This window comes from Citrobacter enshiensis, assembly GCF_029338175.1.
GTDB lineage: Bacteria > Pseudomonadota > Gammaproteobacteria > Enterobacterales > Enterobacteriaceae > Citrobacter_D > Citrobacter_D enshiensis.
Window position 1 is genome coordinate 4,596,267 of sequence record NZ_CP119862.1, and the last position, 26,187, is coordinate 4,622,453.

Sequence of the window (26,187 nt, forward strand, 5' to 3'; positions counted from 1 at the left end):
ACCCTGTCGCAGTATATTAAGTCGTCGATAGAAACAAGCATTGAAAGGCACAACAGTAGTCAAACAGTGTGAAATGCTACTGGCGCCTTACAGCGCAAAAAGGCTGGTGACTAAAAAGTCACCAGCCATCAGCCTGATTTCTCAGGCTGCAACCAGAAAAGTTGGCTTATTTAACTTCAACTTCAGCGCCAGCTTCTTCCAGAGATTTTTTCAGTGCTTCTGCGTCATCTTTGCTCACGCCTTCTTTCAGAGCGGCCGGAGCAGATTCTACCAGGTCTTTAGCTTCTTTCAGACCCAGGCCAGTTGCGCTACGTACTGCTTTGATAACAGCAACTTTGTTAGCGCCAGCAGCTTTCAGAATTACGTCGAATTCAGTTTTTTCTTCAGCAACTTCAGCCGGGCCAGCAGCTACAGCTACAGCAGCAGCAGCGGAAACACCGAATTTTTCTTCCATTGCAGAAATCAGTTCTACAACGTCCATTACAGACATAGCGGATACTGCTTCAATGATTTGATCTTTAGTGATAGACATTTAAATTGTTCCTGAAAATCAGAATAAGTTTATACGTAAGCAGATGCTTGATAAAGATAACTGCGATTAAGCAGCTTCTTTCGCATCGCGAACAGCAGCCAGAGTGCGAACCAGTTTGCCAGCCGAAGCTTCTTTCATGGTTGCCATCAGGCGTGCAATTGCTTCTTCGTAGGTCGGCAGAGTTGCCAGGCGATCGATTTGCGATGCCGGGATCAATTCACCTTCAAAGGCTGCGGCTTTGACCTCAAATTTTGCATTCGCTTTCGCGAAATCTTTGAACAGACGAGCAGCTGCGCCCGGGTGTTCCATAGAATATGCAATCAGGGTCGGACCAACGAACGCGTCTTTCAGGCACTCAAACTGAGTACCTTCAACAACACGGCGCAGCAGGGTGTTACGAACAACACGCATGTATACGCCGGCTTCGCGACCTGCTTTACGCAGTTCAGTCATTTTGTCTACAGTTACGCCACGGGAATCCGCAACTACTGCAGACAGCGCGCCTTTGGCTACTTCGCTGACTTCAGCAACAATCGCTTGTTTGTCTTGAAGATTTAAAGCCATTAGCTTTGCTCCTGGATGTTTGCCGGAACTCATGTTCCGGAACTCACTTCACTCTTCCCAACGGACAGAGCGTCTAAATACGGTGAGCAGAAACAAGCCAGAGTATCAAAAATAATCTTAGCGTTCTGTCACCGTCTACGCAGGGCATTAAGCTTCTTACGAAACACCTGCGGTCTTCGACGGAGGCCTGGATTAGGCCAGGCTCCAACGAACAAATCTTTTTATCTGCTAACTTTCGTTAACAAACGTGGGGGTAGAATTGTAGACAAATCCACCGCCCACGTAAAGGCGAATATTAGTTCGCCACAGTCGCAGTCAGACCGGACTGATCAACGGCAACGCCAGCACCCATGGTGGTGGAGAGGCTAACTTTCTTGATGTACACGCCTTTTGCCTGAGTCGGCTTCGCTTTTTTCAGCGCAACCAGCAGAGATTCCAGGTTTTCTTTCAGTTTGTCAGCGTCAAAATCCACTTTACCGATGGTGGTGTGGATGATGCCGTTTTTGTCGTTACGGTAACGAACCTGACCTGCTTTAGCGTTCTTAACCGCTTCAGCAACGTTAGGGGTTACAGTACCGACTTTCGGGTTTGGCATCAGGCCGCGCGGACCCAGAACCTGACCCAGCTGGCCAACAACGCGCATTGCATCCGGGGAAGCAATAACAACGTCAAAGTTCATTTCGCCTTTCTTGATCTGGTCAGCCAGATCTTCCATACCTACCAGTTCAGCACCTGCAGCTTTAGCAGCTTCAGCGTTTGCACCCTGGGTAAATACGGCTACGCGAACGGAACGGCCAGTACCGTGCGGCAGTACAGTTGCACCACGTACGTTCTGGTCAGATTTACGAGCGTCGATGCCGAGGTTAACAGCAACGTCTACGCTTTCTACGAATTTAGCAGTGGCCAGCTCTTTCAGCAGAGCAATAGCTTCGTTGATGTCGTACTGTTTAGTTGCATCAACTTTGTCACGGATCACGCGCATACGCTTGGTCAGTTTAGCCATTTCTTAGTCCTCCACTACCAGGCCCATGGAACGTGCAGTACCTTCAATGGAGCGAGTCATCGCTTCAATGTCGGAACCAGTCATGTCGGCAGCTTTGGTCTGCGCGATTTCCTGCAACTGAGCGCGGGAAATTTTACCCACTTTGTCTTTGTTCGGCTTGCCGGAACCAGACTTGATACCAGCCGCTTTCTTCAGCAGTACTGCTGCCGGAGGCGTTTTGGTAACGAAAGTGAAAGAACGGTCAGCGTAAACGGTAATAACAACCGGGATTGGCAGACCTTTTTCCATGGAATCAGTTTTTGCGTTGAACGCTTTACAGAATTCCATGATGTTCACGCCTTGTTGACCCAGTGCTGGACCTACCGGCGGACTCGGGTTAGCCATACCAGCTGCAACCTGCAGCTTGACATAGGCTTGTACTTTCTTAGCCATTCTAAAATCCTCTAATTGGGTTATAGCGCCTCAAGGAGGCTCCCCGTGATAAATATCGTCTTTACGGGCTGGGCCCATAAAAACAAAAGGCGCGAAATTGTATTCCAATATCGCGCCTTGTGCAACGATTAAATCGCCGCTTTTTTGATCGACGTGTTACGCTTTTTCTACCTGAGCAAAGTCCAGTTCTACCGGGGTCGCACGACCGAAGATAGAAACGGAAACTTTCAGGCGGGACTTCTCGTAGTCGACTTCTTCAACCACGCCGTTAAAGTCAGCAAACGGACCATCGCTAACACGAACCATCTCACCCGGTTCAAACAGCGTTTTCGGACGCGGCTTATCACCCACCTGCTGCAGGCGGTTCATAATTGCATCAACTTCTTTGTCGCTGATTGGCGCCGGACGGTCGGAAGTACCACCGATGAAGCCCATCACACGCGGTACGCTGCGCACCAGGTGCCAGCTTGCGTCGTTCATTACCATCTGGACCAGTACGTAGCCCGGGAAGAATTTGCGCTCGCTTTTGCGACGCTGGCCACCACGGATTTCGACCACTTCTTCGGTCGGCACCATGACTTCACCAAACAACTCTTCCATATTGTGTAATTTGATATGCTCACGCAGCGACGTCGCTACGCGGCCTTCAAAACCGGAAAACGCCTGAACGACGTACCAGCGCTTTTTAGGAGCTTCAGACATCTCAGAACCTCAGGCCAGTGATAAAGGATACCAGGCGGACCAGAATACCATCCAGTCCCCACAGGATTAGTGACATTACTGCAGTAACCGCAGCCACAATCAGTGTGGTGTGCAATGTTTCCTGGCGAGTCGGCCAAATGACCTTACGGACTTCAGTACGCGCTTCACGGGCAAAAGCAACCGTCGCTTTACCTTTTGTCGTCAACAGCGCAACACCACCCGCTGCCGCAATCAGAATCACTACGGCCAGCGCACGCAGCGGCAGCATCATGTCACGATAGAGGTAGTTGCCAACGATAGCCACAAGCAGCAATAGGGCTACAGCCACCCACTTCATCGCTTCCAGGCCACGCCCGCTTCCTTGAGCTTCGGTATTCGCACTCATAAACCAACCTGTCAGAAGTATTCTACAAACATTTTCACCCCGCGTAAGCGAGGCAATCCAAACCGAAATGCTCTGATGAGTTTCGGACTAAACGCCCTCTTCAGAGCCTGTCTCAGCAATGATTATGACAAAAAAAATCACTGATGAGCCAGGTTCTGGTTCGAAAGCGTGCAAAAAGGGCATCAAATGATGCCCTTTTATTGCGCATTGCGTCAAATGTTATCAGCGATTAAGCGATAACTTTAGCAACAACGCCCGCGCCTACAGTACGGCCGCCTTCACGGATTGCGAAACGCAGACCGTCGTCCATCGCGATCGGGTGAATCAGGGTAACAACCATTTTGATGTTGTCGCCCGGCATTACCATCTCTACGCCTTCCGGCAGTTCGATGGTGCCAGTCACGTCAGTAGTACGGAAGTAGAACTGCGGACGGTAGCCTTTGAAGAACGGAGTATGACGGCCGCCTTCATCTTTGGACAGGATATAAACTTCAGATTCGAACTGGGTGTGCGGCTTGATGGTACCCGGCTTAGCCAGTACCTGACCACGTTCGATTTCTTCACGTTTGATACCACGCAGCAGAACACCAACGTTCTCACCAGCACGGCCTTCGTCCAGCAGTTTGCGGAACATTTCAACGCCAGTACAGGTAGACTTGGCAGTCTCTTTGATACCAACGATTTCAACTTCTTCGCCCACTTTGACGATACCGCGCTCTACACGACCGGTAACAACGGTACCACGACCGGAGATGGAGAATACGTCTTCGATAGGCAGCAGGAACGGCTTGTCAATCGCACGCTCTGGTTCTGGGATGTAAGAATCCAGGAAGCCAGCCAGTTCGATGATTTTCGCTTCCCACTCTGCTTCGCCTTCCAGCGCTTTCAGAGCAGAACCACGAACGATCGGAGTGTCGTCGCCCGGGAAATCGTACTGAGACAGAAGTTCACGAACTTCCATTTCTACCAGTTCCAGCAGCTCTTCGTCATCAACCATGTCGCATTTGTTCAGGAACACGATGATGTACGGAACGCCTACCTGACGACCCAGCAGGATGTGCTCACGAGTCTGCGGCATCGGGCCGTCAGTCGCAGCAACAACCAGGATCGCGCCGTCCATCTGCGCAGCACCAGTGATCATGTTTTTAACATAGTCGGCGTGGCCCGGGCAGTCTACGTGTGCGTAGTGGCGAGTCGGGGTGTCATATTCAACGTGAGACGTGTTGATGGTGATACCACGAGCTTTTTCTTCCGGTGCGTTATCGATCTGGTCGAATGCGCGAGCAGCACCGCCGTAGGTTTTAGCCAGTACGGTAGTGATGGCAGCGGTCAGCGTTGTTTTACCATGGTCAACGTGGCCGATAGTACCGACGTTAACGTGCGGTTTTGTACGTTCAAACTTTTCTTTAGACATCGATTGTCCCTCTAAGACACGGATAAATCGGTGATATCACCACATCAACCAGGCGATATGCCTGAACTGTTGAATGCTTTTAACGTAAACAGAGAGAAACGGGAAGGAGAAGTGAAGTGGTGCTGATACCCAGAGTCGAACTGGGGACCTCACCCTTACCAAGGGTGCGCTCTACCAACTGAGCCATATCAGCACGTCTTGGAGCGGGCAGCGGGAATCGAACCCGCATCATCAGCTTGGAAGGCTGAGGTAATAGCCATTATACGATGCCCGCATCCTGAAACTCGGCTACCCAGTTCTTTCTGTAACAAAAAAGAGATTGCTCTCTTTTTATGTTTTGAGTTGATTAATTTTTTAACCAACCCAGGCGGCGAAAACGCTGCCAGAAAGTGGTGGTGGGGGAAGGATTCGAACCTTCGAAGTCTGTGACGGCAGATTTACAGTCTGCTCCCTTTGGCCGCTCGGGAACCCCACCGGACTTGATGGTGCCGACTACCGGAATCGAACTGGTGACCTACTGATTACAAGTCAGTTGCTCTACCTACTGAGCTAAGTCGGCATCAAGTAGCGCGCATTCTATGGAGACATTCGCACTCATGCAACTAAAAAATTGCATAAAATGTTCTTTCGCTCACATTTTGCACTATGAGATCGATAAATAGTCGATTTTCATTGCCGCATGTGCATTTTTTCAGCTCTCGCTCCGTTTACCACCACTATCTGACATCACCTAACAGAGCGCGCATGTCTTATATATAGGGTATATCCGTCACATTGCTCCTCAGTTAAAGCTTCTCATGAGAGATTTTTTCTTATTATTCCCTCCCATCTGGTGTTACCCTCCTGCCCATTGTCCAAATTAACTGAAATGTGACGTGCCATTGCATGCCGGGGATGATTCGCCTTTTTATCATTGACCTGATAGAGCAGTGACCGTCAGAAACATGCTTATGAGTATAAAAGAGCAAACGTTAATGACGCCTTACCTACAGTTTGATCGCAACCAATGGGCTGCACTCCGTGATTCCGTGCCAATGACGTTGGCAGAGGATGAGATTGCGCGACTCAAAGGTATTAATGAAGATTTGTCGCTGGAAGAAGTTGCCGAGATCTATTTACCTCTTTCACGCCTGCTCAATTTTTACATCAGTTCAAACCTGCGTCGGCAGGCTGTTCTGGAGCAATTTTTAGGTACTAACGGTCAGCGTATCCCCTACATCATCAGTATTGCGGGTAGTGTTGCTGTAGGTAAAAGCACCACTGCGCGTGTCCTGCAAGCACTACTGAGTCGCTGGCCCGAGCACCGTCGCGTTGAATTGATTACGACTGATGGTTTCCTTCATCCTAATCAGGTTTTAAAAGATCGCGGCTTGATGAAGAAGAAAGGATTCCCTGAGTCTTACGATATGCGTCGACTGGTGCAATTCGTTTCTGATCTTAAATCAGGCGTGCCAAACGTCACGGCCCCAGTCTACTCACACTTAATTTATGACGTGATCCCGGATGGGGATAAAACGGTTGCGCAGCCTGATATATTGATTCTTGAAGGATTAAATGTATTGCAAAGCGGAATGGACTATCCGCACGATCCGCATCATGTATTTGTTTCTGATTTTGTCGATTTTTCTATCTATGTCGACGCACCAGAAGAGTTACTTCAATCGTGGTATATCAACCGCTTCCTTAAGTTCCGCGAAGGGGCGTTTACCGATCCAGACTCCTATTTCCATAACTATGCAAAATTAACTAAAGATGAAGCTATCAATACGGCTACATCGCTATGGAAAGAAATCAACTGGTTGAATTTAAAGCAAAATATATTGCCAACTCGTGAGCGTGCCAGTCTTATCATGACGAAGAGTGCCAATCACGCAGTTGAACAAGTACGGCTGAGAAAATAATTTAACAGGGGAGCCATAGCTCCCCTTTTTATTATTCTGCGCTTCTCAGCGATATTTCCCCGCCCATCCAGGATTTAATCTCACCATCCTGTTCAAGTAGTAATGCTCCTTGAGTATCGATTCCTCGAGAAATACCGAATATCTCTTTATCACCGATGATCAACTTCACAGGGCGATTAATAAAGTTATCCAGTTTTTCCCAGCGAGACAGATAAGGAGTCAAACCTTCTTGTTCAAATAATTCCAGCGCGGCGCGCAGTTCTCTAATGAGTCTCGCTGCCAGTGTATTGCGATCAAGGGTAATCCCGGCTTCCTGAAGGTTAATCCATCCCTGATTCACAATCCCTTCTTCAACACGGCGCATCGCCATATTGATCCCTGCCCCGATGACAATTTGCGCGGCATCACCTGTTTTTCCTGTTAACTCGACAAGAATACCGGCAAGTTTCCGATCCAGAAGGTAAAGGTCGTTGGGCCATTTAACCCGGACTTTATCGGCACCCAGTTCACGCAACACCTCTGCCATGACGATACCGATAACCAGGCTCAGGCCAATCGCCGCGGCTGGGCCTTGCTCCAGACGCCAGAACATAGAGAGGTACAGATTGGCGCCAAACGGTGAAAACCATTTGCGCCCACGTCGGCCACGACCAGCCTGCTGGTATTCTGCCACGCAGGCATCACCAGAATTCAACTGGCCGATACGGTCCAGTAAGTACTGATTAGTAGAATCTATAACGGGAAGTACTGAAACATTGCCGCCATCCAGTTGGCTAAGGATACGAGAAGCATCCAGTAGCTGTATCGGCTCCGGCAAACTGTATCCTTTGCCTGGAACGGTAAACACATCCACACCCCAGTCGCGTAACGTCTGGATATGCTTGTTAATTGCCGCGCGACTCATTCCCAGCTTTTCACCCAGTTGCTCACCGGAATGAAATTCACCATCGGCCAATAATGAAATGAGCGTCAGAGGAACGGTATTATCCTTCATGCGATGACCTCCACAGCGTTTATTTCACCTGTAGGTCCAATGAAGCGAACCTCTGGCTCCAGCCAGACATTAAATTTTTCGCCCACTTTCTCACGCACAAGGTGTGCAAGCTGCACAACGTCTTCACTTGTCGCATTATCTGCATTGATCAGCACCAGTGCCTGCTGCCGGTGTACAGCGGCACCACCGATACCCACGCCTTTCAATTGACACTGGTCGATGAGCCAGCCTGCAGCCAGTTTCACCGAACCATCCACCTGCGGATAATGTGGCGCTCCAGGGAATTTTGACAGCAGTACCTGTGCAATCTCAGCTGTGACAACCGGATTTTTAAAGAAGCTCCCCGCATTACCGTTTACTTTTGGATCGGGCAGCTTTGTGGTACGCATATGGCAGACGGACTCAAAAACTTGCTGAGGTGTGACCGTTGCAGGATCCAGACGCGCGAGATCTCCGTAAGTCAGTACCGGCTGCCAATGTTTAGGCAAGCGCAGGCCAACGGCGACAATCACGAAGCGATCCTGATATTCATGTTTGAAAATACTGTCGCGGTAACCAAAACGGCATTCTTCAGCACTTACGCGCAGATGTTTACCTGTCGACAACTCAACGCAGTCAACATATTCGCAGACACGTTGTAGCTCTACGCCATAAGCACCGATATTCTGGATAGGGGATGAACCAACACAGCCGGGAATTAGCGCCAGATTTTCCAGGCCAGGCATTCCCTGCTGAAGAGAGTACTGCACCAGATGATGCCAGTTTTCACCCGCACCGACGTGCAAGTGCCACGCATCCGTTTTTTCCGTCACTGCAATTCCCTTGATACGGTTAATGATCACCGTACCCCGGAAAGATTCAAGGAAGAGCACATTACTCCCCTCACCCAGTATCAATACCGGATGACCAAGTGAGTCTGCTAATTGCCATGCGTTCAGTACTTGTTGTTCATTTTCAGCACAAACAATTGCATTGGCGCATTGTTCAATACCGAAGGTATTCCAGGGTTTAAGGGAGTGATTCATAGACGCTTTCCTGATGCAAAATCGCGCTTAGTTTACAGCATAAGCAGCAGTATGGCTTGTGGTTATAGCGAGGGGGAGAGACAAGAGGATGTATGTGAAAACGCAAAAAGCCCTGTACGTCAGTACAGGGCTTTTCACTTGTTTGATGCCTGGCAGTTCCCTACTCTCGCATGGGGAGACCCCACACTACCATCGGCGCTACGGCGTTTCACTTCTGAGTTCGGCATGGGGTCAGGTGGGACCACCGCGCTACAGCCGCCAGGCAAATTCTGTTTATTAACCCGCTTTTCGCCGGTTAATCTTATCTGTATCAAGCTGAATCTGATGTCTCTTCGCCAAAACACCTTTGGCGTTGTAAGGTTAAGCCTCACGGTTCATTAGTACTGGTTAGCTCAATGTATCGCTACACTTACACACCCCAGCCTATCAACGTCGTAGTCTTCAACGTTCCTTCAGGAGACTTATAGTCTCAGGGAGAACTCATCTCGGGGCAAGTTTCGTGCTTAGATGCTTTCAGCACTTATCTCTTCCGCATTTAGCTACCGGGCAATGCCATTGGCATGACAACCCGAACACCAGTGATGCGTCCACTCCGGTCCTCTCGTACTAGGAGCAGCCCCCCTCAATTCTCCAGCGCCCACGGCAGATAGGGACCGAACTGTCTCACGACGTTCTAAACCCAGCTCGCGTACCACTTTAAATGGCGAACAGCCATACCCTTGGGACCTACTTCAGCCCCAGGATGTGATGAGCCGACATCGAGGTGCCAAAACACCGCCGTCGATATGAACTCTTGGGCGGTATCAGCCTGTTATCCCCGGAGTACCTTTTATCCGTTGAGCGATGGCCCTTCCATTCAGAACCACCGGATCACTAAGACCTGCTTTCGCACCTGCTCGAGCCGTCACTCTCGCAGTCAAGCTAGCTTATGCCTTTGCACTAACCTCCTGATGTCCGACCAGGATTAGCTAACCTTCGTGCTCCTCCGTTACTCTTTAGGAGGAGACCGCCCCAGTCAAACTACCCACCAGACACTGTCCGCAACCCGGATTACGGGTCTACGTTAGAACACCAAGCCATTAAAGGGTGGTATTTCAAGGTTGGCTCCATGCAGACTGGCGTCCACACTTCAAAGCCTCCCACCTATCCTACACATCAAGGGACCAGTGTTCAGTGTCAAGCTATAGTAAAGGTTCACGGGGTCTTTCCGTCTTGCGCGGGTACACTGCATCTTCACAGCGAGTTCAATTTCACTGAGTCTCGGGTGGGAGACAGCCTGGCCATCATTACGCCATTCGTGCAGGTCGGAACTTACCCGACAAGGAATTTCGCTACCTTAGGACCGTTATAGTTACGGCCGCCGTTTACCGGGGCTTCGATTCAAGAGCTTCTCCTTACGAGATAACCCCATCAATTAACCTTCCGGCACCGGGCAGGCGTCACACCGTATACGTCCACTTTCGTGTTTGCACAGTGCTGTGTTTTTAATAAACAGTTGCAGCCAGCTGGTATCTTCGACTGATTTCAGCTCCACGAGCAAGTCGTTTCACCTACATATCAGCGTGCCTTCTCCCCGAAGTTACGGCACCCATTTTGCCTAGTTCCTTCACCCGAGTTCTCTCAAGCGCCTTGGTATTCTCTACCTGACCACCTGTGTCGGTTTGGGGTATCGATTTTGTGTTACCTGATGCTTAGAGGCTTTTCCCTGGAAGCAGGGCATTTGTTACTTCAGCACCGTAGTGCCTCGTCATCAACCTCCAGCGTTAATAAACCGACCGGATTTACCTAATCGTTCCGCCTACATGCTTAAACCGGGACAACCGTCGCCCGGCCAACATAGCCTTCTCCGTCCCCCCTTCGCAGTAACACCAAGTACAGGAATATAACCTGGTTTCCCATCGACTACGCCTTTCGGCCTCGCCTTAGGGGTCGACTCACCCCTGCCCCCGATTAACGTTGGACAGGAACCCTTGGTCTTCCGGCGAGCGGGCTTTTCACCCGCTTTATCGTTACTTATGTCAGCATTCGCACTTCTGATACCTCCAGCAACCCTCACAGGCCACCTTCAACGGCTTACAGAACGCTCCCCTACCCAACAACACATAGTGTCGCTGCCGCAGCTTCGGTGCATGGTTTAGCCCCGTTACATCTTCCGCGCAGGCCGACTCGACCAGTGAGCTATTACGCTTTCTTTAAATGATGGCTGCTTCTAAGCCAACATCCTGGCTGTCTGTGCCTTCCCACATCGTTTCCCACTTAACCCATGACTTTGGGACCTTAGCTGGCGGTCCTGGGTTGTTTCCCTCTTCACGACGGACGTTAGCACCCGCCGTGTGTCTCCCGTGATTAACATTCTTGCGGTATTCGCAGTTTGCATCGGGTTGGGTAAGTCGGGATGACCCCCTAGCCGAAACAGTGCTCTACCCCCGAAGATGAATTCACGAGGCGCTACCTAATAGCTTTCGGGGAGAACCAGCTATCTCCCGGTTTGATTGGCCTTTCACCCCCAGCACAAGTCATCCGCTTAATTTTTCAACATTAGTCGGTTCGGTCCTCCAGTTAGTGTTACCCAACCTTCAACCTGCCCATGGCTAGATCACCGGGTTTCGGGTCTATACCCCTGCAACTTAACGCCCAGTTAAGACTCGGTTTCCCTTCGGCTCCCCTATTCGGTTAACCTTGCTACAGAATATAAGTCGCTGACCCATTATACAAAAAGGTACGCAGTCACCCCATAAAAGAGGCTCCCACTGCTTGTACGTACACGGTTTCAGGTTCTTTTTCACTCCCCCTCGCCGGGGTTCTTTTCGCCTTTCCCTCACGGTACTGGTTCACTATCGGTCAGTCAGGAGTATTTAGCCTTGGAGGATGGTCCCCCCATATTCAGACAGGATACCACGTGTCCCGCCCTACTCTTCCGAGTTCACACCACATGCGATTTTGTGTACGGGACTATCACCCTGTACCGTCGGACTTTCCAGACCGTTCCACTACCACACATGCTGATTCAGACTCTGGCTGCTCCCCGTTCGCTCGCCGCTACTGGGGGAATCTCGGTTGATTTCTTTTCCTCGGGGTACTTAGATGTTTTCAGTTCCCCCGGTTCGCTTCATTACGCTATGTATTCACGTAATGATAGTGTGTCGAAACACACTGGGTTTCCCCATTCGGAAATCGCCGGTTATAACGGTTCATATCACCTTACCGACGCTTATCGCAGATTAGCACGTCCTTCATCGCCTCTGACTGCCAGGGCATCCACCGTGTACGCTTAGTCGCTTAACCTCACAACCCGAAGGTGTTTCGTAAAACACATCGTGTTGCGAAAATTTGAGAGACTCGAACACACCGCTTGCCTGTTCTTATTACGGAGAACAGACACAGTGTGTCGTTTCAATTTTCAGCTTGATCCAGATTTTTAAAGAGCAAAACTTCGCAGTGAACCTTTTCAGGTACACTCTGAAGTTTTCTTGGTATTTTTGCAGTAAGTAATGGTGGAGCTATGCGGGATCGAACCGCAGACCTCCTGCGTGCAAAGCAGGCGCTCTCCCAGCTGAGCTATAGCCCCATCGAAGTTATCTCGTTCACCTTAGTTCATTCTGAAGCACCCTACGGTATCAGAAGGAATTTGGTTAGGCCTGAGTGGACTTGAACCACGACCTCACCCTTATCAGGGGTGCGCCTCTAACCACCTGAGCTACAAGCCTTGCAGAGATTTCTTACTGCTAATTTTCAATCAGACAATCTGTGTGAGCACTACAAAGGCAGGTTCTTTAAGGTAAGGAGGTGATCCAACCGCAGGTTCCCCTACGGTTTACCTTGTTACGACTTCACCCCAGTCATGAATCACAAAGTGGTAAGCGCCCTCCCGAAGGTTAAGCTACCTACTTCTTTTGCAACCCACTCCCATGGTGTGACGGGCGGTTGTGTACAAGGCCAGGGGAACGTATTCACCGTGGCATTCTGATCCACGATTACTAGCGATTCCGACTTCACGGAGTCGAGTTGCAGACTCCGATCCGGAGCTACGACATACTTTAGGAGGTCCGCTTGCTCTCGCGAGGTCGCTTCTCTTTGGTATATGCCATTGTAGCACGTGTGTAGCCCTACTCGTAAGGGCCATGATGACTTGACGTCATCCCCACCTTCCTCCAGTTTATCACTGGCAGTCCTCCTTTGAGTTCCCGGCCTGAACCGCTGGCAACAAAGGATAAGGGTTGCGCTCGTTGCGGGACTTAACCCAACATTTCACAACACGAGCTGACGACAGCCATGCAGCACCTGTCTCACGGTTCCCGAAGGCACTAAAGCATCTCTGCTAAATTTCGTGGATGTCAAGAGTAGGTAGGTTCTTCGCGTTGCATCGAATTAAACCACATGCTCCACCGCTTGTGCGGGGCCCCCCGTCAATTCATTTGAGTTTTAACCTTGCGGCCGTTACTCCCCAGGCGGTCGACTTAACGCGTTAGCTCCGGAAGCCACTCCTCAAGGGAACAACCTCCAAGTCGACATCGTTTACGGCGTGGACTACCAGGGTATCTAATCCTGTTTGCTCCCCACGCTTTCGCACCTGAGCGTCAGTCTTTGTCCAGGGGGCCGCCTTCGCCACCGGTATTCTCCAGATCTCTACGCATTTCACCGCTACACCTGGAATTCTACCCCCCTCTACAAGACTCTAGCCTGCCAGTTTCGGATGCAGTTCCCAGGTTGAGCCCGGGGATTTCACATCCGACTTGACAGACCGCCTGCGTGCGCTTTACGCCCAGTAATTCCGATTAACGCTTGCACCCTCCGTATTACCGCGGCTGCTGGCACGGAGTTAGCCGGTGCTTCTTCTGCGGGTAACGTCAATGGCTAAGGTTATTAACCTTAACCCCTTCCTCCCCGCTGAAAGTACTTTACAACCCGAAGGCCTTCTTCATACACGCGGCATGGCTGCATCAGGCTTGCGCCCATTGTGCAATATTCCCCACTGCTGCCTCCCGTAGGAGTCTGGACCGTGTCTCAGTTCCCAGTGTGGCTGGTCATCCTCTCAGACCAGCTAGGGATCGGTCGCCTAGGTGAGCCGTTACCCCACCTACTAGCTAATCCCATCTGGGCACATCCGATGGCAAGAGGCCCGAAGGTCCCCCTCTTTGGTCTTGCGACATTATGCGGTATTAGCTACCGTTTCCAGTAGTTATCCCCCTCCATCGGGCAGTTTCCCAGACATTACTCACCCGTCCGCCACTCGTCACCCAAGGAGCAAGCTCCTCTGTGCTACCGTTCGACTTGCATGTGTTAGGCCTGCCGCCAGCGTTCAATCTGAGCCATGATCAAACTCTTCAATTTAAGTTTGATGCTCAAAGAATTAAACTTCGTAATGAATTACGTATGTTCACTCTTGAGACTTGGTATTCATTTTTCGTCTTGCGACGTTAAGATCCGTATCTTCGAGTGCCCACACAGATTGTCTGATAAATTGTTAAAGAGCAGTGCCGCTTACGCTTTTTCTCAGCGGCGCGGGGTGTGCATATTACGCCATCCCGCTACAGAGTCAAGCATTTATTTTTGCTTTCTCTGCCGGAGTTCTCAGTGGAACCCCGCTGACCCGGCGGCTTGCGTGCCGTTGTTCCGTGTCAGTGGAGGCGCATTATAGGGAGTTATTTCTGGCTGACAAGCGGAAATTTAAAATAACTTTCCAAGTGTTTTCTTTTTAAGCAAAACACATTTAAACAGCCAGTTTTTCGAGCGTTTTGAAGCCATAGCGCTGTAAAACGGGTAATAACTGTTCAGTCTCTGGCGTAGCCGCCATGCAAAACGCAATGTTCGCATCCGTTGATTTTGCATCTGGTGCTTCATGTTCTAACAGCCAGGCCGTACGGCGCGCAATTGCTGCACCGGAATCTACCAGCCGCGTCCCTTCAGGAAGCACCTGTAATAATTCTTCCTGTAATAGAGGGAAATGCGTGCATCCCAATACCACCGTATCGGGCGGCTCTTGCATGCGAAGCCAGGGACGCAGGATGCGTCGCAACTCTTCCAGGGGAACAGGAGCGCCGTGCAGCTTGGCTTCAGCCAGCTCTACCAACTCTGCAGAACCCAACATGGAAATCTGACATTCATTAGCAAAGCGCGCAATCAGCTCATGGGTATAAGGTCGTTTAACCGTCCCTCGCGTCGCCAGTAGCCCCACCACGCCATTCGCCGTCAGTCTCGCCGCCGGTTTAATGGCAGGAACGACCCCCACAACCGGGAAAGCAAACTTTTCACGTAATGCAGGAAGTGAAACCGTACTGGCCGTGTTGCAGGCAATAACGGCCAGCGCGAGTGGGTAACGCTGCTGAACTGCAGTGACAATTTCAACAACACGCTCAACGATAAACTCTTCGCTTTTCTCCCCATAGGGAAAAGCGACGTTGTCGAATGCGTATATATAGTGGAGATCCGGCAGGAGATGCCGAATCTCATCATAAACTGACAGCCCACCGACGCCGGAATCAAACACCAGCACGGTGGGACGTGGATCAGAAGGTGTAGCTGCCAGACAAGGTGTATTCCCGTCCTGCAGTTGGGTAGCCATAAACCGTCTCGTAATCTTTGTCGAACAGGTTAGCTATTTTACCACGAACTGTCAGTTGTGAGGTGAGTGGATATGAAACAGCAAGATCCCACAAACTCACGCCGCCCATTTTGACGTTCTCATAAGTGACAAAGTCAGTATCGTAGCGGGTGCCTAAATACTGGTACGTCAGGCCCCAGTCAAAATCATGCACCTGCCAGTCAAGTTGGTATTTGACCAGTTGTTTTGAGCGACGAGGCAGCGGTTGGTCGGTAATGGCATTACGGGCATCAACATAATCGTAGCTGAGCGTATGCGCCAACGGCCCGGTATCAAAGTTCGCGGTTGCCTCAACCCCTTTAATACGGACCTCCCCCTCGTTGTAATATTTCTGGGCATGATCGTCATAATCGATCATGTCATCGATATCGTTACGATAACCTGAAATACGCCAGCTAACGCCTGCCGTTAACCCTTCAAACGCGCCTTCCCACTGCTTACTTTCTTCAGGATTCAGATTTGAATTGCCGTAGAAGCCATACAGTTGGCCCAGATTCGGGGCTTTGTAAGAGGTGCCGTAGGAAGCAATAAAACGATAGCCTTCAATAAATTCCCATCCGGCGCTGGTTTGCCAGGTACTATGACGGCCAAACTGAGAATTATCATCACTGCGCACTGCACCTTCAAAGGTGAAGTCACCCAGTTGCTGCAGCCCTGTCAGGTAGAGCCCCGTGTTGCGCTGTTCATTGCCTTCAGCCACATAACCCGTTCCGGGCGTCGTGGTTTGTTTCTGCCAGTCGATACCTGTCCCGACATTACCGTGACCAACAACGACACTGTTTGACCACTGGACATTGTATTGCTTCATATCATCCAGCGTTGCGGAATCATCATAGCGACCATATTCAGGGTCGTAGTTATAGTCCTTACTGTGGCTATAACTGGAAACCAGTTGAGATTGAATGCTCTCGCCGTTGAAGCGTAATCCGGCATCCCAGCTCTGGCTATAGAGTTGACGAGTGTCGATCAGCGGTGTGCCCGGCCAGTAGTAGGAGTCATAATTAGTACGATTATCATAGCCATAGCCGCGCACAAACCCGCTCCAGGTCTCGGAAAAATTGTGCTCCAGCGCGCCATAAAGCGTCTTGCTCTGGAAGCCATCCCGATCGGATTGCGGCTGAACGCCTGTACCACCGTAAGCGACAACATCAAAACCACGGGTATAGGCATAATCCCCCATCAGCGTGACGCGTGTGTTTTCACCAAGCTGTTGCTGCGTTGAAATATTATAGTTCTGATAATTGTTCGTTCCCCATCCGGCAGACAACTCTGTGCCAGGTTTCTCGCGCGTTGTAATGATGTTTACCACGCCGCCAATCGCATCCGAACCATAAATGGCTGAGCGCGGGCCCCGGATGTATTCAATACGCTGAACGAGAGACACCGGGAACTGACTGAGATCCGCAGATCCACTGACCCCCGCCAAATTCAAACGGACACCGTCAACCAACACCAGCACATGGCTGGAATTCGTCCCACGAACAAAAATGGAAGAGAGCTGTCCGGAGCCGCCGCTTTGCGAAATATCTACCCCAGGCAGACGGCGCAGTACATCGTTCACGGAAGTCGATTGCCAGCGATCAATATCCTGACGCGTAACCACAGTCACAGGAGCAAGTACGGCACTGAGGGGCTGTTGAAAACGGTTTGCGGTAACGACCATGGTGTCCGGGTTAACATCCTGCGCCCACCCAGAAAATGCCGTGACGGAGAGCGCCGTCAACAGCGAGGTTTTTTTTATCATTGTAAAGCATCCACAATATAAGAAGGATGCCGCAGGCCCCATCGATAGTACGCGATGATGAAAACCAGATGCGACGTTAGCCGGCAGGTCTTCGGGCTTGGAAGATTATCTATGTACCAGATAAACAGAGATGAAGACTTCCCACCTGACGGCAGTGTCTGCTTACGCTCCCATCTCATCTTTCCTTACCGCTGCGCGTCAGCCCCAGATTTACACTGGGTTCCCTTTTAACTCACAGGACCGGAGCACAGATGCTACATTCTGCTATAACCTATTGTCCAGGCTGGATATCACAAATCCGTAATCATCAATGACTGGACATCTGATGAGCAATCCCTACAATCCCCGCGTACTTTTATTATTCAGGATGCATCATGACCCCCGAACACCTTCCGACAGAACAGTATGACGCGCAGCTTGCCGAGAAAGTCGTCCGTTTGCAGAGTATGATGGCGCCGTTTTCTGACCTGATGCCGGAAGTGTTTCGCTCGCCGGTCAGTCACTACCGTATGCGTGCCGAATTTCGTTTATGGCACGATGGTGATGACCTTTACCACATCATGTTTGATCAGCAGACCAAAAACCGCATTCGCGTCGACAGCTTCCCGGCCGCCAGCGAGCTGATCAACCAACTGATGACTGCCATGATTGAAGGCGTTCGTGGCAATCACACGCTACGCCACAAACTGTTCCAGATTGATTACCTCACCACGATGAGCAATCAGGCGGTGGTATCGCTGCTGTACCATAAAAAACTGGATGATGCCTGGCGTAAAGAAGCCGAAGCCCTACGCGATGCGTTACGCGCAAAAAATCTGAATGTGCATCTGATTGGCCGGGCGACCAAAACCAAAATTGAGCTGGACCAGGATTTCATTGACGAACGTCTACCGGTTGCCGGGAAAGAGATGATCTACCGCCAGGTAGAGAACAGTTTTACCCAACCCAACGCAGCGATGAACATTCAAATGCTGGAATGGGCGCTGGATGCCACCAAAGGATCGACGGGCGACCTGCTTGAGCTGTACTGCGGTAACGGTAACTTTTCGTTAGCGCTGGCGCGCAATTTTGACCGCGTACTGGCGACGGAAATCGCCAAACCGTCAGTGGCAGCAGCACAGTACAATATTGCTGCGAATCACATTGATAACGTGCAAATTATTCGTATGGCTGCGGAAGAGTTTACCCAGGCGATGAACGGCGTGCGCGAATTCAACCGTCTGCAGGGCATTGATCTGAAGAGTTATCAGTGCGAAACCATTTTTGTTGATCCGCCACGTAGCGGTCTGGACAGTGAAACCGAAAAAATGGTGCTGGCGTATCCGCGTATCCTCTACATCTCCTGTAACCCACAGACGCTCTGCAAGAACCTGGAAACATTAAGCCAGACGCACAATGTGTCACGCCTGGCGTTGTTCGATCAGTTCCCGTATACGCACCATATGGAGTGCGGGGTCTTGCTGACAGCGAAGTAAAACGTGTTGCCGTTGTAGGCCTGATAAGCGTAGCGCCATCAGGCCTACAACATTACTCTGCCAATTCCTGCTTACGATTGCGAACCTTAAAGCCAATCCAGAACACCAGAGCCACCGACAGTACCGCCGGGAAGAAGTTGGAGCCGATATCCGGATATTCCGCACGCACCACGGTACTGTAAAGCAGCACACCCAGAATAAAGCAGGCGGCAGCAAGACCTGGTAGCCCTACAGGCATCGTGCGATTTTGATAGCGTTGATGCAGGCAATACACCGCCAGTATCAGCGCAATTAACGGGAAGACAGAAAATGGCACAATGGAGCTAAACAGCGCCGCAAATGTACCATTGATTGACAAGCCAGCGACCAGCGCCAGCAATAGCGTACCTTTATCTTGACCTGACTGTTTCATTGCTCATCCTTCACGTTACTCGGAGTGATGTGACATTTTCTCTTGTTCACGGCGATACCAGTAATATGCCCCTTTCGCAATCATGCGCAGTTGCAATACCAGTCGCTCTTCTAATTGCCGACGCTGTTCTGCGCCAACATCCAATGCCTCCGCGCCCGCACTGAAGACAATCGTCACCATGGCTTCGGCCTGAGCTTCAGTGAACGCACGCGGCATATGGTTTTCGAGTTCAAGATAGTCCGCAAGTTCCGCGATGAAATGTTGAATTTCACGCGCAACGGCCGCACGAAACGCGGCAGAGGTACCCGAACGTTCACGCAATAATAAACGGAAGGCGTTTGGATTGTTGCCTATGAACTCCATAAATGTGGAGACCGAGGTGCGGATCACACTCCCGCCTTTAGCAATACGCTGACGCGCCTGACGCATCAGTTGGCGTAGCATTAAACCGCTTTCATCTACCATCGTCAGACCAAGTTCATCCACATCACGGAAATGGCGGTAAAACGAGGTTGGCGCAATGCCCGCTTCCCGCGCAACTTCACGCAGGCTCAGACTGGCGAAACTACGCTCAGCACTCAGTTGACTGAATGCGGCTTCTACCAGCGAACGCCGGGTTTTTTCTTTTTGTTGCGCTCTAACGCCCATCACGATGTCTGAATCCTTCCATATGCCTTGTCTGGCACTATACCAGAGATTAAAAGTAACGGGTTTACGCCGGATTGTGAATGATTGTTTACGCGCAGTTTGTGCTTCGACTTCGCAAAAAAGCACAACGATAATTGGGTTATCCCGGCAATAATGTTACTATCCTGTTGCTTTTATGTATAAGAACAGGTAAGCCTTACCATGCCACATTCCTACGATTACGATGCAATAGTAATAGGTTCAGGCCCCGGCGGCGAAGGCGCTGCAATGGGTCTGGTTAAGCTTGGAGCGCGCGTCGCCGTCATTGAGCGCTATCATAACGTTGGCGGCGGTTGTACCCACTGGGGCACTATCCCGTCAAAAGCGCTCCGTCACGCCGTCAGCCGTATCATCGAATTCAATCAGAACCCTCTTTACAGCGACCATTCCCGACTGCTTCGTTCTTCCTTTGCCGATATTCTCAACCATGCCGATAACGTAATAAATCAGCAAACTCGCATGCGGCAGGGTTTTTATGAGCGTAATCACTGCGAAATTCTGCAAGGTAACGCCCATTTTGTTGACGAACACACGCTTGCACTGGAATGCCGTGACGGTACAGTAGAAACGTTGACGGCCGAGAAATTTGTCATCGCCTGCGGTTCTCGCCCGTATCATCCTGGCGATGTCGACTTCTCGCATCCCCGAGTGTATGACAGTGATTCCATTCTCAGCCTGCAACATGAACCGCGCCACGTGCTTATCTATGGCGCAGGGGTCATTGGCTGTGAATACGCCTCGATATTCCGGGGAATGGATGTCAAAGTCGACCTGATCAATACCCGCGATCGTCTGCTGGCATTCCTCGATCAGGAAATGTCCGACTCCCTCTCTTACCACTTCTGGAACAGCGGCGTCGTCATTCGCCACAATGAAGAGTACGAGAAAATCGAAGGGTGTGATGATGGCGTGATCATGCACCTGAAATCCGGCAAAAAACTGAAAGCGGATTGCCTGCTGTACGCAAACGGGCGCACCGGTAACACGGATTCGCTGGCGCTGGAAAATATTGGCCTGGAAACAGACAGCCGCGGTCAGTTGAAAGTCAACAGCATGTACCAAACGGCATTACCGCACGTGTATGCCGTGGGCGATGTGATCGGTTACCCGAGCCTTGCCTCTGCAGCTTACGATCAGGGACGTATCGCAGCACACGCGCTGGTCAAAGGTGAAGCCACCGCCCATCTTATCGAAGATATCCCCACCGGGATTTACACCATTCCGGAAATCAGTTCTGTCGGTAAAACCGAACAGCAGCTGACAGCGATGAAAGTGCCATATGAAGTAGGACGTGCCCAGTTTAAACATCTGGCGCGGGCGCAAATCGTTGGGATGAATGTCGGAACGCTGAAAATCCTGTTCCATCGTGAAACCAAAGAAATTCTGGGAATCCATTGCTTTGGCGAGCGTGCGGCAGAAATTATTCATATCGGCCAGGCGATCATGGAACAAAAAGGTGGCGGTAACACGATCGAGTACTTCGTTAACACCACCTTTAACTACCCAACCATGGCGGAAGCCTATCGGGTAGCGGCGTTAAATGGTTTAAACCGCCTGTTTTAACGCGTTGTCGAAATGGCCATCCATCGAACCACGGATGGCCTCCGCCAACTGCTCATAGCGGCTGCGCAGCGGTGATCCTGGACGATAAACCAACCCAACCGTACGACGCGGTTCAGGCTTAATACAAGGCAGATAAACCACGCCATCACGCTTACGCTCCCGCGGAACCGCCAGCGCAGGCAACAGGGTAATCCCGCTTCCTGCCGCTACCATATTGCGTAATGTTTCCAGACTGGTCGCCCGGAAATGGGTATCTTCATCCGCACCGGCTTCAAAACAGAACCCCATCGCCTGGTCGCGCAGACAGTGGCCATCTTCCAGCATCAGCAGTTTTTCACCCGCCAGATCGGACATCGGCACGCGATCGCGGTTCGCCCACGGGTGATCTTCATAGATCGCCAGCATCATCGGTTCATCAAACAGCGGGACTTCGATAAACGCCTCGCTCTCCTTCACCAGCGCCAGAATAACGCAGTCGAGTTTGCCGCTATCCAGTTGCGCTAACAATTGATGCGTCTGTGCCTCATGCAAGTACATTTCTAACTTCGGGAAGGTCTGATGCAGCATGGGAATAATATGCGGCAGCAAATAAGGGCCAACCGTTGGGATCAAACCAATATGCAGCGGACCAGACATTGTCTCGCCTTGCTGGCTTGCCATCTCCTTGAGCACTTTGACCTCACGCAGTACGGTACGCGCCTGATCCACCAGCAGCAAACCTGCCTGAGTGAACAGAACTTTGCGACTCGTACGCTCCAGCAGCATCACGCCCAGCTCATCTTCCAGCTTGCGGATCTGTCCGCTCAGCGTCGGTTGGCTAACGTGACAGGAGTCCGCCGCCCTCCGGAAGTGACGATGTTCGGCTAATGCCACCAGGTATTCAAGATCACGAATATTCATTATTCATCCTCCGTCGCCACGATAGTTCGTGGCGATAGGTAGCATAGCAACGAACGATTATCCCTATCAAGCTTTCTGACTAATAATACATCACAGAAACGGAGCGGTATCTCTTTAACCCCTTGAAGCCACTGCCCGTTCAGAGAGTTTCTCTCATACTCGACATAACGAAAGCCAACGTGAACTTTTGCGGACCCCGTGGTCCGCTTTTTTTTTGCATAAATATGACCACCACCGTCAATCACGACCTGCTGTAAGCAGGAAAGCCCCCGATAAAGGGGGGCTGAGAAGCATTAAATAGCGATCTTCACTCAATGCGATCCTTCACAATGAAGAAATAGCAAACCGCCCCGGTAAACGTAACGCAGGCCGCGATCACCAGTGCAAGATTAAAGGAATGGGTCGTATCCACCACCCACCCCGTAACGACGGGAGCAAAAGAGGCAAAAATGAAGCTACCAAAATTTTGAATCGCGGCCACCGAGGCCACTTTTGTTTCAGACACCATAACCTGAACCAGTCCCCAGGCCGACGTGCCAGCAAAATGTACGCAGAATAGCGCCATTGAAATAAAGGCGACGGCCTGCGCAGGCGTAGAAGATTGAACAACCAGCAGAGTCCCCAGCGCTGACATTATCAGTCCTACAACAATTGCCGTTTTACGCGTTTTCGCAAGGTCATAGCCATGTTTAGCCAATCGGTCTACGGCAATCCCGTTTACCCACATTCCCACCGCCGCGGCAAGAAAAGGGATGGCTGCCACCCAGCCCGTCTTCGCTAAACTAAATCCTTGCTCTGCCTGTAAATACCCCGGCAACCAGGCAATATAGAGCCAGCCTGTATAGTTGACGCCTGAAAATCCAAGAATCATCCCCCAGGTGGTACGGTGCCTGAAAAGCGCCAGCCATTCTTTAAAATGCAGTTTAGGCCGAGGCTTGGCAGGTACAGACAGCCAGGCCCGCTCATCATCCATCAAAACGAACTGCGCACGATTGCGATACCAGGCATACCAGCAGAGGCCAACCAATATCCCCGCGACACCAATAATGACGAACATGGTTCTCCACCCCCATGCAATTTGCATAAGAACCAGTGCGGGAGGCGCAATAGCCTGGCCGATAACCGTGGAGGAGTTAAAAATTCCCAGCGCAGTCCCTCGCTCTTTTTGCGCATACCAGTCCGTAATGGATTTCACACCCGCAGGCATAAAAGGGGCTTCACCGATGCCAAGGCCAATCCGCATGATGATAAAATGGCTAAATGAGTTAACCATGCCGGTTAATACTTGCATTAATGACCAGAAAATTAAGCCGGCACCCAACACAATTCTTGGGCCAAAACGATCGAGCAAAATGCCCGAGGGTAGCTGTGAAAACCCATATGAAAGTGAAAATGCAGAAAGTAGTACACCAAATTCTGTAGCCGATAATCCCAATTCACCACGAATAGCTTCACCTGCTACGCTCAGAGAAGAGCGATCTAAGAAATTAACTATTCCAGCCATGAATAATAAAACTAATGTTACCGTCTGGATATTGCTAATTCGTTTTGGTTTATTTTTAATTGCATCAACTGATACTTCAACATCCATTTTTAGTTCCTCCGGGCGGATTAATAAATGCAATTACTATTTTGAATATGATTGACACACTGAACCAATAACAATAGAGAGGATGAGGAGGTTGTTATTCGTTGTGTTTTGAAGAATTACCCATTCCATAGCGTACCGTCTTCCAGACGTGCTACCGGTAAGGATGTGGGCTTATGCGGGGATTTTGCTGCTCTCTTTTCGCCAAATGAGAGACCTGGCCCAACGCCTCCATCATCAGTCGTCATATTGAGCGTGATAAAATTACGCCCCGGACAAGTCATAAAAACTTCAGCGCCTACAGTTTTCATTGTTTATTTCCTGAAATGTAAATAAGCACTTAAAATGCTATGCTTTTAACCTACTACCATACAAGATTAAAAAATTGAAAACAGAAGACTGATCACATAAAAAATGACCTATCCGACAATAGAAATAATAGTAAGTGAATCTCTAACCCTATTCTAAGTAATCATTAAAATAACACGTTACAGGTTTTCGTTATTACCAACAAGCCATCACCAATAGATACCACTTAATACTGTCGCAACAATAAAATTCATAACCCCCTTTATTAAAACACTTTAAATTCGATAACTCATACGGCAATAAAAGAGATGAAAAACCATTAGCAGATGAAGTAATAAAGAAGGGTGATGGCATGCCAAATAATGATTTAATTATCAGGACTGATTGTGGATGGTTAAGATTGAGGAGTATCGTGAATGGCAGAGATTTCAGATATGACAGAAAACTCACACTCTCCCATATTCCGGAGAGTGTGAGTAGAAATCGTTAACCCAGGCGCGCCTTCGCGTAGTCGATCGCCTGAGCAACCTGCTGCGGCGAAACACCGCCTTTTGCCGCCCGTTTATCCAGACAGGATTGCAGCGACAGGATTGGATAAACATCATCGCCAATCGCCGCACTGAACTTCTGCAAATCCTTCAGCGACAACGCTTCCAGCGGCTTACCCTGGCGAATTGCTTCAACCACCGCTTCGCCCACAATATGATGCGCTTCGCGGAACGGTACGCCTTTGGCGACCAGATAATCCGCCAGTTCCGTCGCATTGGCATAGCCCTGCTGCGCCGCTTCCTGGCAACGAGGACGCTTCACCTGAATGCCATCCAGCACCAGCGCCGCCATGTGCAGACAATCCAGCCAGGTGTCGAGCGCGTCGAACAACCCCTCTTTGTCTTCCTGCATATCTTTGTTATACGCCAGCGGCAGACCTTTCAGCGTCATCATCATGCCGGTCAGTGCGCCCTGCACACGGCCGCATTTCCCACGGATCAGTTCCAGCGCATCCGGGTTTTTCTTCTGCGGCATCAGAGAAGAGCCAGAAGTCACACGATCGGAAAGCTCAACAAAGCCCGCTTCGCCGGTATTAAAGAAAATCAGGTCTTCTGCGAAGCGTGACAGGTGAACCATCCCGATAGACGCATCGGACAGCAGTTCAAGGACATGGTCACGATCGGAAACGCTGTCCAGGCTGTTACGGGTAGCCGACGCAAAGCCCAGCCAGCCAGCCAGCTGTTCACGGTCAATCTCGTAAGCGGTACCCGCCAACGCGCCGCAACCTAATGGGCTGACGTCCAGACGCTTAAGCGCATCCTGCAGGCGACTCTCATCGCGGGCCAGCATTTCAACGTAAGCCAGGCACCAGTGGGCAAACGTGACTGGCTGCGCACGTTGAAGATGGGTATACCCCGGCATCACCGCGTCCTGGTTATTTTGCGCGGTTTCCACCAATGCGCTTTGCAGTTGACGGTTGGCGCTCAGCAGCTCCGCGACGGTCTCTTTGCACCACAACTTCAGATCGGTCGCGACCTGATCGTTACGGCTACGTCCGGTATGCAGCTTTTTACCTAGCTGGCCGACTTTGTCGATCAGCTTGCCTTCCACCCAGCTATGAATATCTTCAGCATCACTTTTCAAGATCTGCTGCGGGTCCAGACGCACCTCTTCCAGCAGATTGTTCAGAGCTTCTTCCAGCTGTAGCTGTTCATCTGCGGTCAACACGCCAACGGTCACCAGCGCTTTGGACCAGGCCACAGAGCCGACGATATCCTGCTCCGCCAGGCGATAGTCGAAGCGCAAAGAGTCATTGAACTGTTTGAACCGTTGATCCGCAGCCTGTGTAAAACGCCCACCCCAAAGTGCCATAACATGCTTCCTTAATTTCTTGAAATTTATTGCCGGATGGCGCTTCGCTTATCCGGCCTACACGTTTTGTTTACGTTGACCCGATCAGGCGCAGCC

The 26,187-nt window shown here is 50.6% G+C and carries 19 protein-coding genes, 6 tRNA genes, 3 rRNA genes, 1 pseudogene and 1 riboswitch; of the genes and pseudogenes, 3 read left to right on the top strand and 26 right to left on the bottom strand.

Translation table 11 applies throughout. From position 1 onward, the window contains the following. Window positions 1–166 precede the first annotated feature (166 nt). The 11 genes from rplL to P2W74_RS21875 all read right to left on the bottom strand — a co-directional run bounded on the left by rplL (window position 167) and on the right by P2W74_RS21875 (window position 5,591). Complete coding sequence (rplL, locus tag P2W74_RS21825) at window positions 167–532, bottom strand: 50S ribosomal protein L7/L12 (RefSeq protein WP_162379677.1); 366 nt, start codon at window positions 530–532, stop codon at window positions 167–169. 66 nt (window positions 533–598) lie between these two features. Beyond that, window positions 599–1,096 (bottom strand): 50S ribosomal protein L10, encoded by a 498-nt coding sequence (gene rplJ / locus P2W74_RS21830; RefSeq protein WP_007704673.1) that lies wholly within the window; start codon window positions 1,094–1,096, stop codon window positions 599–601. Between the two features lie 295 nt (window positions 1,097–1,391). Then, on the bottom strand, window positions 1,392–2,099 hold the full coding sequence (gene rplA, locus P2W74_RS21835; RefSeq protein WP_213135426.1) for a 50S ribosomal protein L1: 708 nt from the start codon (window positions 2,097–2,099) through the stop codon (window positions 1,392–1,394). Between the two features lie 3 nt (window positions 2,100–2,102). Continuing rightward, window positions 2,103–2,531: a 50S ribosomal protein L11 gene (gene rplK / locus P2W74_RS21840; RefSeq protein ID WP_003033122.1), complete on the bottom strand. Its 429-nt coding sequence runs from the start codon at window positions 2,529–2,531 to the stop codon at window positions 2,103–2,105. 156 nt (window positions 2,532–2,687) lie between these two features. Next, complete coding sequence (gene nusG, locus P2W74_RS21845; RefSeq protein WP_002438628.1) at window positions 2,688–3,233, bottom strand: transcription termination/antitermination protein NusG; 546 nt, start codon at window positions 3,231–3,233, stop codon at window positions 2,688–2,690. Between the two features lies 1 nt (window position 3,234). Continuing rightward, window positions 3,235–3,618: a preprotein translocase subunit SecE gene (secE, locus tag P2W74_RS21850; RefSeq protein WP_162379675.1), complete on the bottom strand. Its 384-nt coding sequence runs from the start codon at window positions 3,616–3,618 to the stop codon at window positions 3,235–3,237. A gap of 229 nt (window positions 3,619–3,847) precedes the next feature. Next, the gene (tuf, locus tag P2W74_RS21855; RefSeq protein WP_276293209.1) at window positions 3,848–5,032 is read right to left on the bottom strand and encodes an elongation factor Tu; all 1,185 of its coding nucleotides are present in this window, start codon (window positions 5,030–5,032) and stop codon (window positions 3,848–3,850) included. A 117-nt stretch (window positions 5,033–5,149) separates the two neighbouring features. After that, a tRNA-Thr gene (locus P2W74_RS21860) sits at window positions 5,150–5,225 on the bottom strand. A 6-nt stretch (window positions 5,226–5,231) separates the two neighbouring features. Next, window positions 5,232–5,306: transfer RNA gene (locus P2W74_RS21865), tRNA-Gly, on the bottom strand. A gap of 116 nt (window positions 5,307–5,422) precedes the next feature. Continuing rightward, a tRNA-Tyr gene (locus tag P2W74_RS21870) sits at window positions 5,423–5,507 on the bottom strand. An 8-nt stretch (window positions 5,508–5,515) separates the two neighbouring features. Further along, window positions 5,516–5,591 (bottom strand) — tRNA-Thr (locus P2W74_RS21875). A 391-nt stretch (window positions 5,592–5,982) separates the two neighbouring features. Between P2W74_RS21875 and coaA the strand changes: the two genes are divergently transcribed. Continuing rightward, entirely contained in the window at window positions 5,983–6,933 is a 951-nt protein-coding gene (gene coaA, locus P2W74_RS21880) for a type I pantothenate kinase (RefSeq protein ID WP_276293210.1), read from the top strand. A 31-nt stretch (window positions 6,934–6,964) separates the two neighbouring features. Here the strand turns inward: coaA and birA are convergent, their stop codons facing one another. The 9 genes from birA to btuB all read right to left on the bottom strand — a co-directional run bounded on the left by birA (window position 6,965) and on the right by btuB (window position 17,297). Continuing rightward, window positions 6,965–7,927: a bifunctional biotin--[acetyl-CoA-carboxylase] ligase/biotin operon repressor BirA gene (gene birA, locus P2W74_RS21885; RefSeq protein ID WP_276293211.1), complete on the bottom strand. Its 963-nt coding sequence runs from the start codon at window positions 7,925–7,927 to the stop codon at window positions 6,965–6,967. Beyond that, window positions 7,924–8,952: a UDP-N-acetylmuramate dehydrogenase gene (murB, locus tag P2W74_RS21890; RefSeq protein ID WP_276293212.1), complete on the bottom strand. Its 1,029-nt coding sequence runs from the start codon at window positions 8,950–8,952 to the stop codon at window positions 7,924–7,926. Before murB ends, birA begins: the two co-directional genes overlap by 4 nt. Window positions 8,953–9,099: 147 nt before the next feature. Further along, window positions 9,100–9,215, bottom strand: a 5S ribosomal RNA gene (gene rrf / locus P2W74_RS21895). A gap of 93 nt (window positions 9,216–9,308) precedes the next feature. Beyond that, window positions 9,309–12,237: ribosomal RNA gene (locus P2W74_RS21900) — 23S ribosomal RNA — on the bottom strand. A gap of 207 nt (window positions 12,238–12,444) precedes the next feature. Next, window positions 12,445–12,520 (bottom strand) — tRNA-Ala (locus tag P2W74_RS21905). Between the two features lie 65 nt (window positions 12,521–12,585). Continuing rightward, window positions 12,586–12,659: transfer RNA gene (locus P2W74_RS21910), tRNA-Ile, on the bottom strand. A gap of 72 nt (window positions 12,660–12,731) precedes the next feature. Next, window positions 12,732–14,283, bottom strand: a 16S ribosomal RNA gene (locus P2W74_RS21915). The 16S, 23S and 5S rRNA genes sit together here with 2 tRNA genes alongside, the layout of an rRNA operon. Before the next feature lie 379 nt (window positions 14,284–14,662). Further along, window positions 14,663–15,514 carry a glutamate racemase gene (gene murI, locus P2W74_RS21920; RefSeq protein ID WP_276293213.1) on the bottom strand — a complete coding sequence of 284 codons (852 nt, stop codon included), beginning with the start codon at window positions 15,512–15,514 and terminating at the stop codon, window positions 14,663–14,665. Next, on the bottom strand, window positions 15,459–17,297 hold the full coding sequence (btuB, locus tag P2W74_RS21925) for a TonB-dependent vitamin B12 receptor BtuB (RefSeq protein WP_276293214.1): 1,839 nt from the start codon (window positions 17,295–17,297) through the stop codon (window positions 15,459–15,461). The genes murI and btuB overlap by 56 nt, the downstream gene beginning before the upstream one ends. A 65-nt stretch (window positions 17,298–17,362) precedes the next feature. Further along, window positions 17,363–17,557: riboswitch (cobalamin riboswitch) on the bottom strand. Between the two features lie 114 nt (window positions 17,558–17,671). On the opposite strand from btuB, the gene trmA reads away from it, so the two are divergent. Beyond that, complete coding sequence (gene trmA / locus P2W74_RS21930) at window positions 17,672–18,772, top strand: tRNA (uridine(54)-C5)-methyltransferase TrmA (RefSeq protein WP_276293215.1); 1,101 nt, start codon at window positions 17,672–17,674, stop codon at window positions 18,770–18,772. Between the two features lie 52 nt (window positions 18,773–18,824). On the opposite strand, the gene P2W74_RS21935 is transcribed toward trmA, so the two are convergent. After that, complete coding sequence (locus tag P2W74_RS21935; RefSeq protein WP_203359353.1) at window positions 18,825–19,184, bottom strand: YijD family membrane protein; 360 nt, start codon at window positions 19,182–19,184, stop codon at window positions 18,825–18,827. 15 nt (window positions 19,185–19,199) lie between these two features. Further along, window positions 19,200–19,835, bottom strand: a complete 636-nt coding sequence (fabR, locus tag P2W74_RS21940; RefSeq protein ID WP_162380271.1) for an HTH-type transcriptional repressor FabR — start codon at window positions 19,833–19,835, stop codon at window positions 19,200–19,202. A gap of 198 nt (window positions 19,836–20,033) precedes the next feature. Here fabR and sthA point away from each other — a divergent pair, with 198 nt between their 5' ends. Next, window positions 20,034–21,434 carry a Si-specific NAD(P)(+) transhydrogenase gene (sthA, locus tag P2W74_RS21945; protein ID WP_203359354.1) on the top strand — a complete coding sequence of 467 codons (1,401 nt, stop codon included), beginning with the start codon at window positions 20,034–20,036 and terminating at the stop codon, window positions 21,432–21,434. On the opposite strand, the gene oxyR is transcribed toward sthA, so the two are convergent. The 4 genes and pseudogenes from oxyR to argH all read right to left on the bottom strand — a co-directional run bounded on the left by oxyR (window position 21,417) and on the right by argH (window position 26,091). Further along, a complete protein-coding gene (gene oxyR, locus P2W74_RS21950; RefSeq protein ID WP_192613843.1) occupies window positions 21,417–22,334 on the bottom strand; it encodes a DNA-binding transcriptional regulator OxyR in 918 nt (305 codons plus the stop codon). The two genes, sthA and oxyR, sit on opposite strands and share 18 nt — an antisense overlap. Before the next feature lie 307 nt (window positions 22,335–22,641). Next, complete coding sequence (locus P2W74_RS21955; protein WP_203359356.1) at window positions 22,642–23,925, bottom strand: MFS transporter; 1,284 nt, start codon at window positions 23,923–23,925, stop codon at window positions 22,642–22,644. Window positions 23,926–24,041: 116 nt separating this feature from the next. After that, window positions 24,042–24,173, bottom strand: a pseudogene (locus P2W74_RS23740) (bifunctional D-altronate/D-mannonate dehydratase); the annotation flags it as partial. A 544-nt stretch (window positions 24,174–24,717) separates the two neighbouring features. Continuing rightward, window positions 24,718–26,091 (bottom strand): argininosuccinate lyase, encoded by a 1,374-nt coding sequence (gene argH, locus P2W74_RS21965; RefSeq protein ID WP_276293216.1) that lies wholly within the window; start codon window positions 26,089–26,091, stop codon window positions 24,718–24,720. Window positions 26,092–26,187: the final 96 nt, after the last annotated feature.